Annotated in this window: 15 protein-coding genes; all 15 read left to right on the top strand. The window is 46.4% G+C overall.

Features of this window, described 5'->3' with window-relative positions; translation table 11 throughout:
• The first annotated feature begins 8 nt into the window (after positions 1-8).
• The 15 genes from atpA (at position 9) to MHH49_RS11845 (ending at position 15,066) form a co-directional block, all read left to right on the top strand.
• On the top strand, positions 9-1,520 hold the full coding sequence (atpA, locus tag MHH49_RS11775) for a F0F1 ATP synthase subunit alpha (protein ID WP_036681566.1): 1,512 nt from the start codon (positions 9-11) through the stop codon (positions 1,518-1,520).
• Positions 1,521-1,670: 150 nt separating this feature from the next.
• Positions 1,671-2,540: an ATP synthase F1 subunit gamma gene (gene atpG, locus MHH49_RS11780; RefSeq protein ID WP_036681564.1), complete on the top strand. Its 870-nt coding sequence runs from the start codon at positions 1,671-1,673 to the stop codon at positions 2,538-2,540.
• Between the two features lie 239 nt (positions 2,541-2,779).
• Positions 2,780-4,180 carry a F0F1 ATP synthase subunit beta gene (gene atpD / locus MHH49_RS11785; RefSeq protein ID WP_036681562.1) on the top strand — a complete coding sequence of 467 codons (1,401 nt, stop codon included), beginning with the start codon at positions 2,780-2,782 and terminating at the stop codon, positions 4,178-4,180.
• 102 nt (positions 4,181-4,282) lie between these two features.
• Positions 4,283-4,699, top strand: coding sequence for a F0F1 ATP synthase subunit epsilon (locus MHH49_RS11790; RefSeq protein WP_036681559.1), 417 nt, complete (start codon positions 4,283-4,285; stop codon positions 4,697-4,699).
• Between the two features lie 196 nt (positions 4,700-4,895).
• Positions 4,896-5,153, top strand: a complete 258-nt coding sequence (locus MHH49_RS11795; protein ID WP_036681556.1) for a DUF1146 family protein — start codon at positions 4,896-4,898, stop codon at positions 5,151-5,153.
• A gap of 199 nt (positions 5,154-5,352) precedes the next feature.
• A complete protein-coding gene (gene murA, locus MHH49_RS11800; protein ID WP_036681554.1) occupies positions 5,353-6,729 on the top strand; it encodes a UDP-N-acetylglucosamine 1-carboxyvinyltransferase in 1,377 nt (458 codons plus the stop codon).
• Positions 6,730-6,945: 216 nt separating this feature from the next.
• Complete coding sequence (gene spoIID / locus MHH49_RS11805; protein ID WP_038573638.1) at positions 6,946-8,088, top strand: stage II sporulation protein D; 1,143 nt, start codon at positions 6,946-6,948, stop codon at positions 8,086-8,088.
• A gap of 61 nt (positions 8,089-8,149) precedes the next feature.
• Positions 8,150-8,893, top strand: a complete 744-nt coding sequence (locus MHH49_RS11810) for a M23 family metallopeptidase (protein WP_036681550.1) — start codon at positions 8,150-8,152, stop codon at positions 8,891-8,893.
• Positions 8,894-9,165: 272 nt separating this feature from the next.
• Entirely contained in the window at positions 9,166-9,453 is a 288-nt protein-coding gene (gene spoIIID / locus MHH49_RS11815) for a sporulation transcriptional regulator SpoIIID (protein WP_036681548.1), read from the top strand.
• 129 nt (positions 9,454-9,582) lie between these two features.
• The gene (locus tag MHH49_RS11820) at positions 9,583-10,581 is read left to right on the top strand and encodes a rod shape-determining protein (RefSeq protein WP_036681546.1); all 999 of its coding nucleotides are present in this window, start codon (positions 9,583-9,585) and stop codon (positions 10,579-10,581) included.
• Between the two features lie 47 nt (positions 10,582-10,628).
• Entirely contained in the window at positions 10,629-11,507 is an 879-nt protein-coding gene (locus tag MHH49_RS11825) for a flagellar hook-basal body protein (protein WP_038573634.1), read from the top strand.
• A 52-nt stretch (positions 11,508-11,559) separates the two neighbouring features.
• Entirely contained in the window at positions 11,560-12,381 is an 822-nt protein-coding gene (locus tag MHH49_RS11830; RefSeq protein ID WP_038573632.1) for a flagellar hook-basal body protein, read from the top strand.
• A gap of 10 nt (positions 12,382-12,391) precedes the next feature.
• On the top strand, positions 12,392-12,616 hold the full coding sequence (locus MHH49_RS11835) for a DNA-directed RNA polymerase subunit beta (RefSeq protein ID WP_036681538.1): 225 nt from the start codon (positions 12,392-12,394) through the stop codon (positions 12,614-12,616).
• A 263-nt stretch (positions 12,617-12,879) separates the two neighbouring features.
• A complete protein-coding gene (gene fabZ / locus MHH49_RS11840; RefSeq protein ID WP_036681536.1) occupies positions 12,880-13,302 on the top strand; it encodes a 3-hydroxyacyl-ACP dehydratase FabZ in 423 nt (140 codons plus the stop codon).
• A gap of 42 nt (positions 13,303-13,344) precedes the next feature.
• Positions 13,345-15,066: a phospho-sugar mutase gene (locus MHH49_RS11845; protein ID WP_036681534.1), complete on the top strand. Its 1,722-nt coding sequence runs from the start codon at positions 13,345-13,347 to the stop codon at positions 15,064-15,066.
• The last annotated feature ends 40 nt before the right edge of the window (positions 15,067-15,106 follow it).

The raw sequence follows: 15,106 nt of genomic DNA on the forward strand, positions 1-15,106 counted from the left end.
TGAGGATATTGGGCATCAGACCTGAAGAGATCAGCACTTTGATCAAAAGTCAAATTGAGGAATATAAAGCCGATATCGAAGTTGCCGAAGTCGGCACCGTCATTCAAGTCGGCGACGGTATCGCCCGTGTCTACGGTCTGGAAAACGCAATGGCAGGCGAATTGCTAGAGTTCTCCAACGGAGTAGTGGGCATGGCGCTCAATCTGGAAGAAAGCAACGTCGGTGTTGTTATTCTGGGTGAGTACAAGGAAATTCGTGAAGGCGATCAAGTAAAACGTACAGGACAAATTATGCAAGTTCCTGTTGGTGAAGCTCTGCTCGGCCGTGTAGTTAACGCACTTGGTATGCCGCTTGACGGCAAAGGCCCAATTGCTACAACTGAATTCCGTCCTGTAGAAAATAATGCACCAGGTGTTATCGATCGTAAATCGGTACATGAACCGATGCAAACAGGTCTTAAAGCCATTGATGCGATGGTACCAATCGGTCGTGGACAACGCGAACTTATCATTGGTGACCGTCAAACAGGTAAGACTGCAATCGCAATTGACGCGATTATCAACCAAAAAGGCAACGGCATGAAATGTATTTATGTTGCCATTGGTCAAAAGCAATCCACAGTAGCACAGGTTGTAGAAACTCTTCGCCGTCATGGCGCTTTGGAATATACAATCGTTGTAACTGCATCGGCTTCCGAGCCGTCCCCATTGTTGTATATTGCTCCATACGCAGGCTGCGCAATGGGCGAATACTTCATGTACAAGGGCGAGCACGTACTGATCATTTACGATGACCTTTCGAAACAAGCTTCGGCTTATCGCGAATTGTCCTTGCTGCTTCGTCGTCCACCGGGTCGTGAAGCATTCCCAGGTGACGTATTCTACTTGCACTCCCGTCTTTTGGAGCGTGCAGCTAAGCTTAGTGATGAGCTTGGTGGTGGTTCATTAACCGCACTTCCATTTATCGAAACACAAGCATCGGACGTATCAGCTTACATTCCTACGAACGTAATCTCGATTACAGATGGTCAAATCTTCCTTGAATCCGATCTGTTCTACTCTGGTCAACGTCCGGCGATCAACGTCGGTATCTCCGTTTCCCGTGTAGGGGGCTCCGCTCAAATCAAAGCGATGAAGAAGGTAGCCGGCTCGCTCCGTTTGGATCTTGCCCAATATCGCGAACTTCAAGCCTTCTCACAGTTCGGCTCAGATCTTGATAAATCTACACTTGCCCGTCTGAATCGCGGGGCACGTATGATGGAAGTTCTGAAACAAGGTGTGAATCAGCCGTTGTCTGTTGAGCATCAAGTGCTTAGCTTGTACACAGCTGTAAAAGGATATTTGGATGATATTCCAGTTAAAGACGTAAAACGTTTTGAAAAGGAATTCCTTGCTTACATGGATAGCAGTGCTGCTGATGTAGCTCAATCCATCAGGGATACAAAAGATTTGACAGCTGATAACGAAGCCGCTCTAAAAGCAGCGATTGATACCTTTAAAAGAGGTTTCGCTACTAGCTAATATAGATAGACTTTAACGGATTTTACTAAGTGAGCTTTGGCTCTGCCGAAGCTCAGGCTGTGCTTATGAAGTAGCTTTGACTCCGTCAAAGCTAAGATGATGCTTACGAAGTTAGCTTTGACTCCGTCAAAGCTTTAAGGTGGTGAAATCATGGCAAGAAGCATGCGTGATATTAAACGTCAAATTAAGAGTGTTCAAAACACAAGACAGATCACAAAAGCGATGGAAATGGTAGCCGCATCCAAGCTGAGAAAAGCTCAGGAGAAGGCAATTGCCGCCCGTCCTTATGCTGAGAAGCTAAAAGAGGTTGTATCGAGCATTGCTGCTGGCACAGAAGGTGTTCAACACCCTATGCTGGTTAGCCGCCCTGTGAAGAAGACTGGTTATCTAATCGTTACCTCTGATAGAGGGCTTGCAGGTGGTTACAACGCTAATATTTTGCGTAAGGTGACGATGCTCATCGCGGAGAAGCATAAGTCCAAAGATGAGTACGCATTGTTTGTTATTGGTCGTAAGGGCCGTGACTTTCTACGTCGCCGTGAATATCCGATTGTACAGGAAGTTACTGAGCTTTCGGATGCGCCGAAGTTTGCTGACATCAAGTCTATCGCGAATTCGGCAGTACAGCAGTTTGTAGATGGTACGTATGATGAGTTGTATGTTTGTTACAATCAATTCGTCAATGCTATCACCCAGATCCCAACCGTTGAGCGACTGTTGCCTATGGATGGAGTAGGGAATCAAGAGCATCATGAAGCTTCTGCAAACTACGAATATGAACCTTCACCGGAAGGCGTGCTAGAAGTATTGCTTCCAAAGTACGCTGAAACTTTGATTTATAGCGCAATTCTGGATGGCAAGGCCAGTGAGCTGGGTGCGAAAATGACAGCTATGGGCAGTGCAACGAAGAACGCGTCGAAAATGATCGGAGAACTTACCCTTACGTACAACCGTGCCCGTCAGGCGGCAATTACGCAGGAAATTACCGAGATCGTGGCCGGAGCGAACGCGCAGTCTTAAAATACAAGAAAAGTTAAACCGAGTGCTTAACTTGTCTTGTATTTTACGAGAAACAGTGCCGCTTGCTTAGGGTACATAGTTCCTTAAGAACGGCACTGTAAGTTCTTCTTACAATATAAGAAAGTATAGGTTTTACACTATACGAAATGCTTATATTTCTACGAGAAACGGTTGTCATCTTTATATGACGACAACGTCGTTTCTTCTTGATGTAACAGCTTTCGAGGAGGGAAAAGAAGATGAACAAAGGACGCGTTGTAAGCATTATGGGTCCGGTTGTCGATATTGAATTTGAACGCGGCCAGTTGCCCGAGATTTTCAACGCTATCAAAATTGAAACCGTCTTGGACAATGGTCGTCAGCTTAACCTAACACTTGAGGTTTCCAATCACTTGGGAGACAATCTGGTACGTTGTATCGCGATGTCTTCTACTGATGGTCTGGTTCGTGGACTGGATGCGATCGATCAAGGAGGTCCAATTTCGGTTCCTGTAGGGGAAGCGACATTAGGCCGTGTATTTAACGTACTTGGTAATCCAATTGATAACGCTGGTGAAGTTCTTGCTGAGAAAAAGAACCCGATTCACCGTCTCGCACCAACATTTGACGAATTGTCAACACAAGCGGAAATCCTGGAAACAGGTATTAAAGTTATCGACTTGCTCGCACCTTATGCTAAGGGTGGTAAAGTCGGCCTCTTCGGCGGTGCCGGCGTAGGTAAAACAGTAACAATCCAAGAATTGATTAATAACATTGCCCAAGAGCACGGTGGTATTTCCGTATTCGCAGGTGTCGGTGAACGTACTCGTGAAGGTAATGACCTTTATCACGAAATGACGGATTCCGGCGTTATTAAGAAGACAGCAATGGTCTTCGGACAAATGAACGAGCCTCCAGGTGCACGTCTTCGTGTAGCTTTGACCGGTTTGACCATGGCGGAATATTTCCGTGATGTGGAAGGCCGCGATACGCTGCTCTTTATCGATAATATATTCCGCTTTACCCAAGCGGGTTCCGAAGTATCCGCTCTTCTCGGCCGTATGCCATCCGCGGTTGGTTATCAGCCGACTTTGGCTACTGAAATGGGCCAGCTGCAAGAGCGTATCACATCGACTAAAAAAGGTTCCGTTACATCGATTCAAGCAATCTACGTACCGGCGGATGACTACACTGACCCTGCTCCGGCTACAGCGTTTGCTCACTTGGATGCAACAACTAACCTTGAGCGTAAAATTTCCGAGAAGGGGATTTTCCCAGCGGTTGATCCACTGGCTTCCAGCTCGCGTTTGCTAGCTCCAGAAATTGTTGGCGAAGAACATTACAACGTAGCACAAGGTGTTAAACAATTGTTGCAACGTTATACCGAGCTTCAAGACATTATTGCCATCTTGGGTATGGATGAATTGAGTGAGGATGATAAGGTTATCGTAGCTCGTGCTCGTAAAGTTGAACGCTTCCTGTCGCAGCCGTTCCACGTGGCTGAACAGTTCACTGGCTTTAAGGGTAAATATGTACCAATCAAAGAAACTGTACGCAGCTTTAAGGAAATCCTGGATGGTAAGCATGATGATCTTCCAGAAGCAGCTTTCCTATTTGTAGGTACGATTGAAGAAGCAGTAGAAAAAGCGAAATCGATGTAACCTGAGCTTAGCTAATGCTTTCGATGCAAGCTTTACTTCGTAAAGCTTAGTGCATGCTTTCGAAGCGAGCTTTACTATGTAAAGCTTTAAGGAGGAATGGAAGTGAATACCTTTTTGTTGGAAATTGTCACGCCGGAGCATCTCGTTTACTCCAAGCAAGTGAATAGCTTGATTGTAAGAGGGGTCGAAGGCGAGTTGGGTATTTTGCCGGGACACATTCCGCTTGTGACTCCACTTCAGGTTGCTCCGTTATCCGTCAAATCGGACGGTGTTACGATCTCCATCGCCGTTCATGGCGGATTCGTTGAAGTGCATAAGGACAAAGTAACTGTGCTGGCTGAAAGTGCCGAGCTGCCAACAGATATCGATGTTGAGCGCGCCGAAGCGGCTAGAGAACGGGCTCAGCGCCGTCTCCAGACTCGGAGCAAACAAGATGATATCGATCACCGCCGTGCGGAATTGGCGCTGCAACGCGCTGTTACACGGATTAAAGTGTCCACTGGAAAAGGACAACAGTAGGAAAAAAGCAGTCAAGCCTTATGGGTTTGACTGCTTTTTTATTATAGTAATCTATTGAAAAAGGTTAAAATTTCTTCATTATTTTGGATAATGGCGCTGAATTGTTTAAAAATTTGTAAAAGTACTGGATTCTTTTGCCCTTCACAAGTATGATATAAGAGTCGATTTCCGAGTAATACGAACACGGAGGGTTAGCATGGAGGATATATTGTCGGGTGGGTTGTCTAGTGCAGTTGGAACCAGCAGTATGGTCTCAATGATTGTATCTTTGCTCAGTGTTGTATTATCTTGGTGGGCATTGCAGAACCTTAAGCTCGATTTGGTCATAAGATATCCCAAGAGTCCTCAGGGAAGGCTGCTGCACTTGCTGTTGGCCATTGTACTTGGTCGTTTTGTAGCGGGGTTCTTCCTGGATTACCTGAGCTGGAGTGGGATGATCCGATATATGTTTTAAGGGGATGTAGTTTGGTTATAAGTGTCTTAGGTCGCAGTGGTCAAAAGGTGTCGAATAATAAGGTTTTATTATGTCAACACTGAACTTTAAGGAACATGCCCGAGTAAATGGGCGTATTGATGGAGTAGAGAACTTTTTTGCAATTACTTTAATCTAAAAAAATAATTTAAGAAATAATGGACGCGGAGGGAAACCGAAAATGAGCAAATTTATCGTCCGCGGTGGCAACAGATTGACCGGGAGCGTGAAAGTTAGCGGCGCAAAAAATTCCGTATTACCGATCATAGCCGCCTCTCTATTGGCAGAAGAAGGAGTAAGCGTCATTGTAGACGCACCTCCGCTTGATGATGTGATGACGATATCAAAAATGTTGGAATCTCTGGGTGCAGGGGTTACATATCAGAACGATATTATCCAGGTGGATGCTACAAACATCACTTCCTGTGAAGCACCTTATGAATGGGTTCGAAAAATGCGGGCGTCTTTTTTAGTCATGGGCCCACTGTTATCTAGACTTGGTCAGACAAGAATTTCCCTGCCAGGCGGCTGTGCCATTGGTACACGACCGATTGATCAGCATTTGAAAGGGTTTGAAGCACTGGGTGCGGAGATTAGTCTCGGCCAGGGCTACATTGAAGCGAAAAGCAACGGACGCCTGCGCGGTGCCAAAGTGTATTTGGATGTAGCAAGCGTAGGTGCGACCGAAAATATAATGATGGCAGCTACACTAGCTGAAGGCGTGACCGTTATCGAGAATGCGGCTAAGGAGCCTGAGATTGTAGACCTAGCTAATTACTTGAATGGTATGGGCGCTATCGTGCGTGGTGCGGGAACAGGCGTTATTCGTATTGAAGGGGTAGAACGTCTGCATGGGGTCAAACATCATGTAATCCCTGACCGTATCGAAGCAGGTACGTACATGGCGGCTGCAGCAATTACCGGTGGCGATGTATATGTGGAAGGCGCAATTGCAGATCACTTAGGTCCTGTTATTGCTAAGATGGAAGAAATGGGTGTAACCATTATTCCCGACGAGAACGGTATTCGTGTAATCAGTGACAAGCCTCTCAAAGCTGTTGATTTGAAGACTTTGCCGTATCCAGGTTTTCCTACGGATATGCAGTCGCAAATGATGGCATTATTGCTGCGTTCTGAAGGTACCAGTGTCGTTACAGAAACCGTATTTGAGAACCGGTTTATGCATGTGGATGAATTCCACAATATGAACGCTGAGATTAAGATCGAAGGTCGCTCGGCGATCGTTACAGGTAATGCACAATTGGTCGGAGCTAAGGTTTGTGCTACGGATCTGCGTGCGGGAGCTGCGCTTATTTTGGCAGGTCTGGTTGCTGAAGGCACTACTGAAGTAAGCGGAACTCATCATATTGACCGCGGGTATGTTCATTTGGCTGAGAAGTTGTCCGGACTGGGTGCGGAAATTTGGCGCATTTCCATGGAGGATACTTCAGCGCAAACCGTGAAGGATGAAGTTCTTAAACCGGAAGTATCCAAGAGTGAATCGACTAAAACCGAAGAGGTTAAACCACGCTTTCAGGTTCAACCAACTTGGGTATAATATCACTCATTAAGAGAGACCAGGCTGCAGATTGCAGCTTGGTCTTTTTTTATGGAATCCTCATCTGATGGGGATTTTTTTGTGCGCAATTTAATAGCCTGCGGTCTAGTAATAGATTGAGGACAGGAACTCTCTTTCTCTCAAATTGTGTTCTAGCAGTTGCTGTAATTTCATATCTATAAGAATCACCAGTGATTCACGGAAGGAGCCATAGAGATGAAAGATTTCCGCTACTTGCGAAGAAACAAGACAACGCGCTGGCATTCGCGTCCCCTTGCTCCCCGGCGCAGGCGACTCATTCCCGTCGCCTGGCTCGCAGCGCCTTTCCTGGCGGCGCTGCTGATTCCGCTGGCGGTTGTCCCGCTACACCGGGGACAACCGGCGCCTGTGGCCGTGCCGGCGGTCACGGCCCCTCCGGCGGCGCCGGAGACGGCTGCGCAGGAAGCGCCGCAGCCGAACGTCTCTGTCTATTTGTCGCACAGCGGACAAATAGAGACATTGCCGCTGGAGGACTACGTCCGCGGCGTGCTAGCGGCCGAGATGCCGGCCGACTTTGAGCTTGAAGCGCTCAAAGCGCAGGCCGTAGCGGCCCGCACCTTTATCATGCGCCGCCTGGTGGCTGGCGACAGAAGCGGCGTACCCGTTCCGGAGGCGGATGTAACCGATACGGTAAGCCATCAGGCTTACATATCTAAGGACACGCTGGAACGGCAATGGAAGCTCGGCGGAAGAAGCGCCGACCTCGCAAAGCTGCAGCGCGCGGTCCTTGAGACGCGCGGAGTGATTATGACTTATAAAGGGCAGCCGATAACGGCCTCCTTTTTCGCCTCCAGTGGAGGATATACTGAGAACTCAGAAGAGTATTGGAATGCAGCGATTCCCTATCTGCGCAGTGTGACGAGTCCTTGGGAGAAAGAGATTACCCCAAACTATGCGGTGACTAACACTTTTACTGTTTCTGAAATACTTACTAGATTGGGTCTGAACGATAAAGTCATTCCAGCCTCCAAAGAAACTACCAATTCAGGAACTACAACGAAGATTTCATCATCTTCGAGATTACCTATGGAAGTGTTGTCTCTTACCACTGGACATCGGATTAAAGAGATCTCTATTGGAGGCTCTATATTTACTGGACGTGAAGTGAGGGAGAAGCTAGGCCTACGATCCAGCCAATTCAGTTGGAGCCGTAAGGGGAATAAGATCTTGATCACGACCTTCGGAAATGGGCATGGGGTAGGGATGAGTCAGTGGGGGGCAAATGGGATGGCCAAAGAGGGTGGAACAGCTACCCAAATTCTCAAACACTATTATAGTGGTATCTCATTTACACAAATCTCAACTCTTCTGAAAAAATAACTTGAAAGATACGTATAAAAGAGAAAAGCCCGGTAACACTGGTTACTGAGGTGATAACCATATGAATGAACAAGACAAAAACAAAACAAACCAAGATGAATCTCTCAAAAAAACTCAGGGAGATTTACCTGGTGCAAAACCTTCTTCATGGAACAGACTGGTATCTAAACGTTGGGTATTCCCAGCAGTCTACACGGCGGCAGCGGCAATTATACTAACCTTGGTGTGGGTCTATCAGGATGCCGGCCAAAAGCCGCTCAACCAGGACACTGCCGCCACTTCGCAGCAAGTAGGAACTTCCGCTAATGAAGCTGGTACAACAACCGGAGGTCCAGATGCACTTGAAGTTGTTGCTTCAACGGAAAGTATGACTTGGCCAGTAGCTAATCCAGGTGAAGTAGAAGTAGTTAAGCCGTATTATGATGAGAATGGTACAGAGGACAATCACGTTGCCGCTATGGTGCAATATAACGACAAATTTATTCCTAATGTCGGAATCGATATTGCCCGTGAAGACAACAATACGTTCGATGTCAAAGCAGCGCTCAGCGGTGAAGTGACCAGAGTGGAAGATGTTGCGGTATTAGGTAAAGTGATTGAAATTACCCATCAAGGTAATTTGAAGACTGTATACCAAAGTCTTGGTGAAACAAAAGTTAAACAAGGCGATGTAGTGAAGCAGGGAGATACTCTTGCCACAGCTGGTCGCAGTGAGATCGAAAAGAACCTTGGAAATCATGTACACTTTGAAGTGTACGAAGATGGCAAAGTAGTCAATCCATCGGATTTACTGCCACAGCGATAAAAATTTCTATAGCAGGGGGCGAAAGCCCCCTATTTTTTTGTGTATATAGGGATTTTTAAGGTTATGTTTGTGATGAGCCTTTTGTTTACGCGGGAAACGGTTGTTGACCTAAAGGTACAGCGACGGCTTTTCATCATGCTAATAACACGGGTTATTAGGTTGTCCATTAAATAAAATGAGCCCTCCATAGCTTGTCATGTCTTGAAAGCGCGAATATATAAGCCCGCCCCTCATATAATGTACCAAACTATCCACAGTTGGGAGGCGGGAGCGTGCACGATTACATCAAGGAACGTACGATCAAAATCGGACGCTGCATCGTGGAAACCAGGCATACGGTCCGGACCATAGCCAAGGAATTTGGCGTTTCAAAGAGCACGGTGCATAAAGATTTAACTGAGCGTCTGCCAGAGATCAACCCTGATCTGGCCGATCAGGTGAAGCACATTCTCGAATATCACAAGTCCATCCGACATCTTCGGGGGGGAGAAGCCACAAAAATCAAATATAAAAAATCGACGGGGAAAAAACGTGAGGTTGCTGTAGCATCAAAGCCATGAGATTTTCGGAAATTTAAGGAAATATTCAGCTTTAATACATTGTGTACTTCCCCTAAAGTATGGTATTTTTAAATTTAGTACTAACTGCTGTTTTTTCAATTAAAATAACACTTTGGGGGCTCTTTCATTATGTTTAGCAAGGATATCGGAATCGACCTCGGCACGGCCAATGTGCTCATACATGTTAAGGGAAGGGGAGTCGTTCTGGATGAACCTTCCGTGGTCACACTTGAAAGTGATACGAAGAGAGTCCTTGCGGTGGGAGAACAGGCACGTCGCATGGTTGGACGTACACCTGGAAATATTATAACAATCCGTCCTCTCCGGGATGGTGTCATTGCAGATTTTGAAATCACAGAAATGATGCTTAAGTATTTTATCGACCGCGTTGGCGGCCGGTCCTGGTACGCACGGCCCCGTATTCTGATTTGCGCCCCTACAAATATTACATCTGTGGAACAGAAGTCCATACGGGAAGCGGCGGAGCGGAGCGGGGCTAAGGAAGTTTTTATGGAGGAAGAGCCAAAAGCCGCTGCAATCGGAGCGGGAATGGATATTTATCAGCCTAGTGGGAACATGGTCGTCGATATCGGTGGCGGAACGACGGATGTAGCCGTACTTTCTATGGGCGACGTCGTTACCGCTTCTTCGATTAAAGTCGCAGGAGACAAGTTCGATGAGGCCATTTTAAGATATATTAAACAAAAGTATAAGCTGTTAATCGGCGAACGTACGGCAGAGGATATTAAGGTTACAATTGGCACCGTGCGTCCAGGCCTGATGCAGGCTGAAATGGATATTCGTGGTCGTGATATGGTAAGTGGACTCCCTCAGACGCTCACTATTACTTCAGGCGAGGTAAAAGAAGCACTATGGGATCCGGTTTCTTCTATTGTGGCAGCTGCTAAGTCTGTTCTGGAACGTACACCGCCTGAGCTATCAGCAGATATTATTGACCGGGGTGTTGTTCTAACTGGTGGTGGCGCTTTACTTAATGGATTGGACGAGCTCCTCTCGGAAGAATTACATGTTCCGGTGTGGATAGCGGAAGACCCGATGCATTGTGTAGTTAAGGGAACAGGAATAATGCTGGATAATTTGGACAAGGTCGTTAAGAAAAAGTTCTAAGCAGCCGATATAAAAGGTAGCAAAAGATTCGGAAGGGGACTACCTTCATGATAAGAGGATTATATACAGCCGCTGCAGGTATGGTTACACAGCAGCGTAGACATGATACGGCAACACAGAACATCGCTAACTTGAATACAACGGGGTACAAGCAGGTTGACAGTGTCAATCATGCTTTTCCGGATGTATTGATCTCTGCTATGAGTAATGGCAATACCAAGCCAGTGGGGCGTCTTAACACTGGGGTTTTTGCAGAACAGTCGATATCCCAATATTTACAGGGTGATTTAAGGGAGAGCGGCAAGACCATGGATTTTGCTTTATCTACGGATTTGCAAGTAGCTGATCCTGTGACAGGTCAAAATATCTCCTTTGATGGTTCGGGCAAATATGTAAGCCCTGAGGGTGAGGTTGTTTATCGTCCACAGGCCTTCTTTACTGTACAGGATGCTGAAGGGAATAATCTGTATACGCGAAATGGGAGCTTCTCAATAAACGCGGCTACAGGAGAGGTACTGAGCAGTGGTGGCTTCAAGGTTCTTGATTCCACAGGCAAGCCCCTTGTCTTGACAGGAAATCAGGACACCCTTAAAGTGGACGGGCAGGGTAATTTGCTTAATCCAGTAACAGGACTTCCGACAGGGACCAAGCTTGGTGTGAGTGTAGTAACAAAGCCACAGGAGCTTGTACGTGACGGTAATGGTGTATTTCACGCTGATGATGTAGAGGCGGCAGATATCCGTTTCTCTAACGGAACAGATAACATGCAAGTACGCCAAGGTTACTTGGAAAGCTCCAATGTAGATCCTACTCAGGTTACTGTGGATTTGAATGCCGCCTATCGGGCTTATGAAGCGAACCAGAAGATTGTTCAATATTATGATGGCAGCTTGCAGAAGGCTGTAAGTGAAGTTGGCAGGGTTTAGGCAGTGCTTAGGAAATGAGCTTTACAGGTAGAGCTTATAGGAGGTTTGATCTATGAACAACTCAACGATTAGTGCAGCAGTCTCCATGTCGAGCCTTCAGCAGCGGCTTGATATTATAGCGGATAATCTAGCCAACATGGATACCAATGGTTATAAGAGCAAGCAGGGCTCTTTTGAGGACGTGCTGACTCGTGTACAACAGCAATCGGATGATTATGACCAACCGGGCCGTTCTACACCCCTAGGCTTTAATATGGGTTTTGGGACTTATGTGCCTTCGATCTCAACGAATTGGGAAGAGGGTCCCCTTAAAGAAACAGGGAGTCCGACCGACTTAGCCATTCAGGGCAACGGGCTTTTTGGTGTTCAGGTCAATGGTACTACGGCGTACACACGTCAGGGTGATTTTCACTTTATTCCTGACACGACTGATGCCAAGATGATGGTATTGGTTGATAACACAGGAAACTCCGTTTTAAATACAGAGGGCAAACCTCTAACGGTTCCTGTAGGTGTGAATGCTGCTATCGATGAATCCGGTCGTGTGTTAACGAAAAAGACGGAGAATGGACCTGTTCAGGTAGCGGGTACTATAATGATAGTAGAACCTAAGACACAGAATGCCTTAAAGGCTGTCGACGGGAATTTCTATATGCTTGCAGATGGAGTTACAGCACAGCAGGCTTTTGTACAAAGAGCGGCAGGCGAGGCATCTGGAATTGGAGTGCGCTCAGGATGGCTGGAGCAGTCGAATGTCGATATGACCTCAGAAATGACAGAAATGATGCAGATTCAACGCACGTATCAACTCGTAGCTCGGGCACTTTCGTCCAGTGATCAGATGTTTGGTCTAGCCAATAACATGCGCGCGTAGAGGTGAAGGAATGGATCGACAGGAAAAAGTTAAATCGGAAGAGAAGAAAGAACCCTCTCCACGAGGGATCTCCAAATGGACCATGATACAATGGGTTCTTATTCCCTTGCTTCTCGTAGCTGCACTTGGAGGCGGCCTGGCCGTCGGTTACGTTGTCCTGGGTAAGAAAGAGTTAAGCGATGCTCTGCAGTGGAGCACGTGGAGACATGTATATGATTTGGTTTTTGCTCCATAAATGAAGATGATTTAACCACTCCCTTGTTATACAAGGGAGTTTTCTTTTTTATGCTGAAAAATGTATAATGGTGGGGGGCCTCGGGCAGCAAAAAGGGCCCTCTCCGCCATGCTGCCGCATCCGGTGGAGAAAGCCCCTTATCTCAACCTCCACTTCTGCAGTTGGTGAAGGATAAATATAGTTTTTACCGAACCTGCCTAATTTTATGCATTTCGGCAAAGAATAAAAGAAAATGTGCAACATCCGAAAGGAGTTTTGTCATAATGCTGGATATCAACCAAATTCAAGAAATCATCCCCCATCGGCCTCCATTTCTGCTGGTGGACAAAATTATCGAGATTGAAATGGGCAAAAAAGCTGTAGGAATCAAAAATGTAACGATCAATGAACCGTTCTTTGTAGGTCACTTTCCGGGCTATCCGGTAATGCCGGGTGTACTGATTACAGAAGCCCTTGCACAAGTGGGTGCGGTTGCTATCCTGGGAGTAGAGGCTAATCGCGGCCGAATCGGTTTTTTAGCTGGGCTGGACGGATTCCGTTTCCGTGGTCAAGTGGTACCGGGCGATACACTTACTCTTGAAGTAGAGATCACCCGTCTTAAGGGCAGCATCGGAAAAGGACAAGCTACTGCTTCCGTTGAAGGTAAGGTTGTAGCCTCTGGAGAAATTATGTTTGCTCTGAGCTAAATATTTTATTTTTTTATAAATATATCTAAAGGAGAGATTCATATGACTCAATTAAGTGCAAAAGCGGCAGACACATTATCCCGCTGGTTGCAGGACCCTTCTGTTGACGAGGCTACAAAGGCAGAGCTTCGCGCTCTGGAGAATGAGCCACAGGAGCTTGAAGAGCGTTTTTACAGAGACTTAGAGTTTGGTACAGGCGGCTTGCGTGGGGTTATTGGTGCGGGCAGCAATCGTATCAATCGTTATACTGTTGGCAGAGCTACACAAGGCTTCGCTAATTATATTCTAGAAAAGCATACTGGAGAAGGCAGACCTTCGGTTGTTATCGCGCATGACTCTCGCCGCTTCTCGCCTGAATTCACACTTGAGGCTGCTCTCGTACTGGCTGCTAATGGTATCGAGGCGCATTTGTTTACTTCCCTTCGTTCAACACCACAGCTGTCATTCAGTGTGCGTTATTTGAAAGCAACGGGTGGTATTGTAATCACCGCGAGCCATAACCCTCCTGAATACAATGGTTATAAGGTCTATAATTCGGAAGGCGGACAGCTTGTACCACACGAAGCCGAAAAGGTCATTTCTTACATATTAGAGGTTGACACTTTTGATGGTGTGAAGCGGATTTCGCAAGAAGAAGCTGAAGCTCAAGGACTGTTGCACTGGCTAGGAGAGAAGGATGACGAAGCGTTTACCGATACTGTTGCTGCGGTCAGTCTTGCAAGTGAAGAGATTGCCTCTACGCTTGGAAAAGACTTCAAAATCGTATACACTCCGCTGCATGGTACAGGTAATTTGCCAGTCCGCCGTGTACTTGAGAAAATCGGCTTCACCCAGGTGCATGTTGTACCTGAGCAAGAGCAGCCGGATTCTGAATTCTCTACAGTGAAATCTCCGAACCCGGAGGAACGTGAAGCTTTTACGCTGGCTATGAAGCTGGGCGAAGAGTTGAATGCTGACCTTTTGATTGGTACAGATCCTGATGCAGACCGTATGGGTGCGGTAGTTCGCGACAATGAAGGTAAATTTGTTGTTCTGTCCGGCAATCAATCCGGAGCACTGATGATTCATTACTATTTGAGTCGTTTGCAGGAACAAGGAAAGCTGCCTCGCAATGGTGCGGTTGTAAAGACTATCGTTACTAGCGAAATGGGGGCTGCTGTAGCTTCTCATTATGGTGCAACTGTATTTAATACGCTGACTGGCTTCAAATATATTGGAGAAAAGATGACGCAGTTCGAACAATCCGGAGAATACACATATCTTTTCGGATATGAAGAAAGCTATGGTTATCTTGCAGGCAATTATGCTCGTGATAAGGATGCTGTTCTTGCTGCTATGCTTATCGCTGAAGCAGGTGCTTATTATAAAGCTCAAGGCAAAACATTATATGATGTTCTTCAGGAATTGTACGAGCAGTTCGGATACTTCTTGGAAAGCTTGGAGTCCCGTACGCTGAAAGGCAAAGATGGCGTTGCGCAAATTCAAGGAATCATGAATGATTGGCGTTCTAATGCACCACAAGAAATTGCTGGATCTGCCGTAACAGAAATTCAGGATTATTCTCTGGGCTTAAATGGACTGCCGAAGGAAAATGTACTGAAGTATTTGCTGGCTGACGGATCTTGGTTCTGCCTGCGCCCTTCCGGCACAGAGCCTAAGATTAAGGTTTATTTTGCAGTAGTGGGTGACTCCCTGCAGAATGCTAAGGATAAGGTTGCTGCACTGTCGAAACAGGTTATGGCTCGCGTTGACGGGGGACAATAATAAATATAGAGTGCCTTCTATATTGTGAATTATATTTTAT

Origin of the sequence: Paenibacillus sp. FSL F4-0122 (assembly GCF_038002845.1) — a bacterium.
Classification (GTDB): domain Bacteria; phylum Bacillota; class Bacilli; order Paenibacillales; family Paenibacillaceae; genus Paenibacillus_AQ; species Paenibacillus_AQ odorifer.

Bases quoted from the DNA above. Each gene is read 5' to 3' on its own strand.
- atpG (WP_036681564.1), top strand. From the start codon at position 1,671: ATGGCAAGAAGCATGCGTGATATTAAACGTCAAATTAAGAGTGTTCAA.
- atpD (WP_036681562.1), top strand. From the start codon at position 2,780: ATGAACAAAGGACGCGTTGTAAGCATTATGGGTCCGGTTGTCGATATT.
- MHH49_RS11795 (WP_036681556.1), top strand. From the start codon at position 4,896: ATGGAGGATATATTGTCGGGTGGGTTGTCTAGTGCAGTTGGAACCAGC.
- murA (WP_036681554.1), top strand. From the start codon at position 5,353: ATGAGCAAATTTATCGTCCGCGGTGGCAACAGATTGACCGGGAGCGTG.
- spoIID (WP_038573638.1), top strand. From the start codon at position 6,946: ATGAAAGATTTCCGCTACTTGCGAAGAAACAAGACAACGCGCTGGCAT.
- MHH49_RS11810 (WP_036681550.1), top strand. From the start codon at position 8,150: ATGAATGAACAAGACAAAAACAAAACAAACCAAGATGAATCTCTCAAA.
- MHH49_RS11820 (WP_036681546.1), top strand. From the start codon at position 9,583: ATGTTTAGCAAGGATATCGGAATCGACCTCGGCACGGCCAATGTGCTC.
- MHH49_RS11825 (WP_038573634.1), top strand. From the start codon at position 10,629: ATGATAAGAGGATTATATACAGCCGCTGCAGGTATGGTTACACAGCAG.
- MHH49_RS11830 (WP_038573632.1), top strand. From the start codon at position 11,560: ATGAACAACTCAACGATTAGTGCAGCAGTCTCCATGTCGAGCCTTCAG.
- MHH49_RS11835 (WP_036681538.1), top strand. From the start codon at position 12,392: ATGGATCGACAGGAAAAAGTTAAATCGGAAGAGAAGAAAGAACCCTCT.
- fabZ (WP_036681536.1), top strand. From the start codon at position 12,880: ATGCTGGATATCAACCAAATTCAAGAAATCATCCCCCATCGGCCTCCA.
- MHH49_RS11845 (WP_036681534.1), top strand. From the start codon at position 13,345: ATGACTCAATTAAGTGCAAAAGCGGCAGACACATTATCCCGCTGGTTG.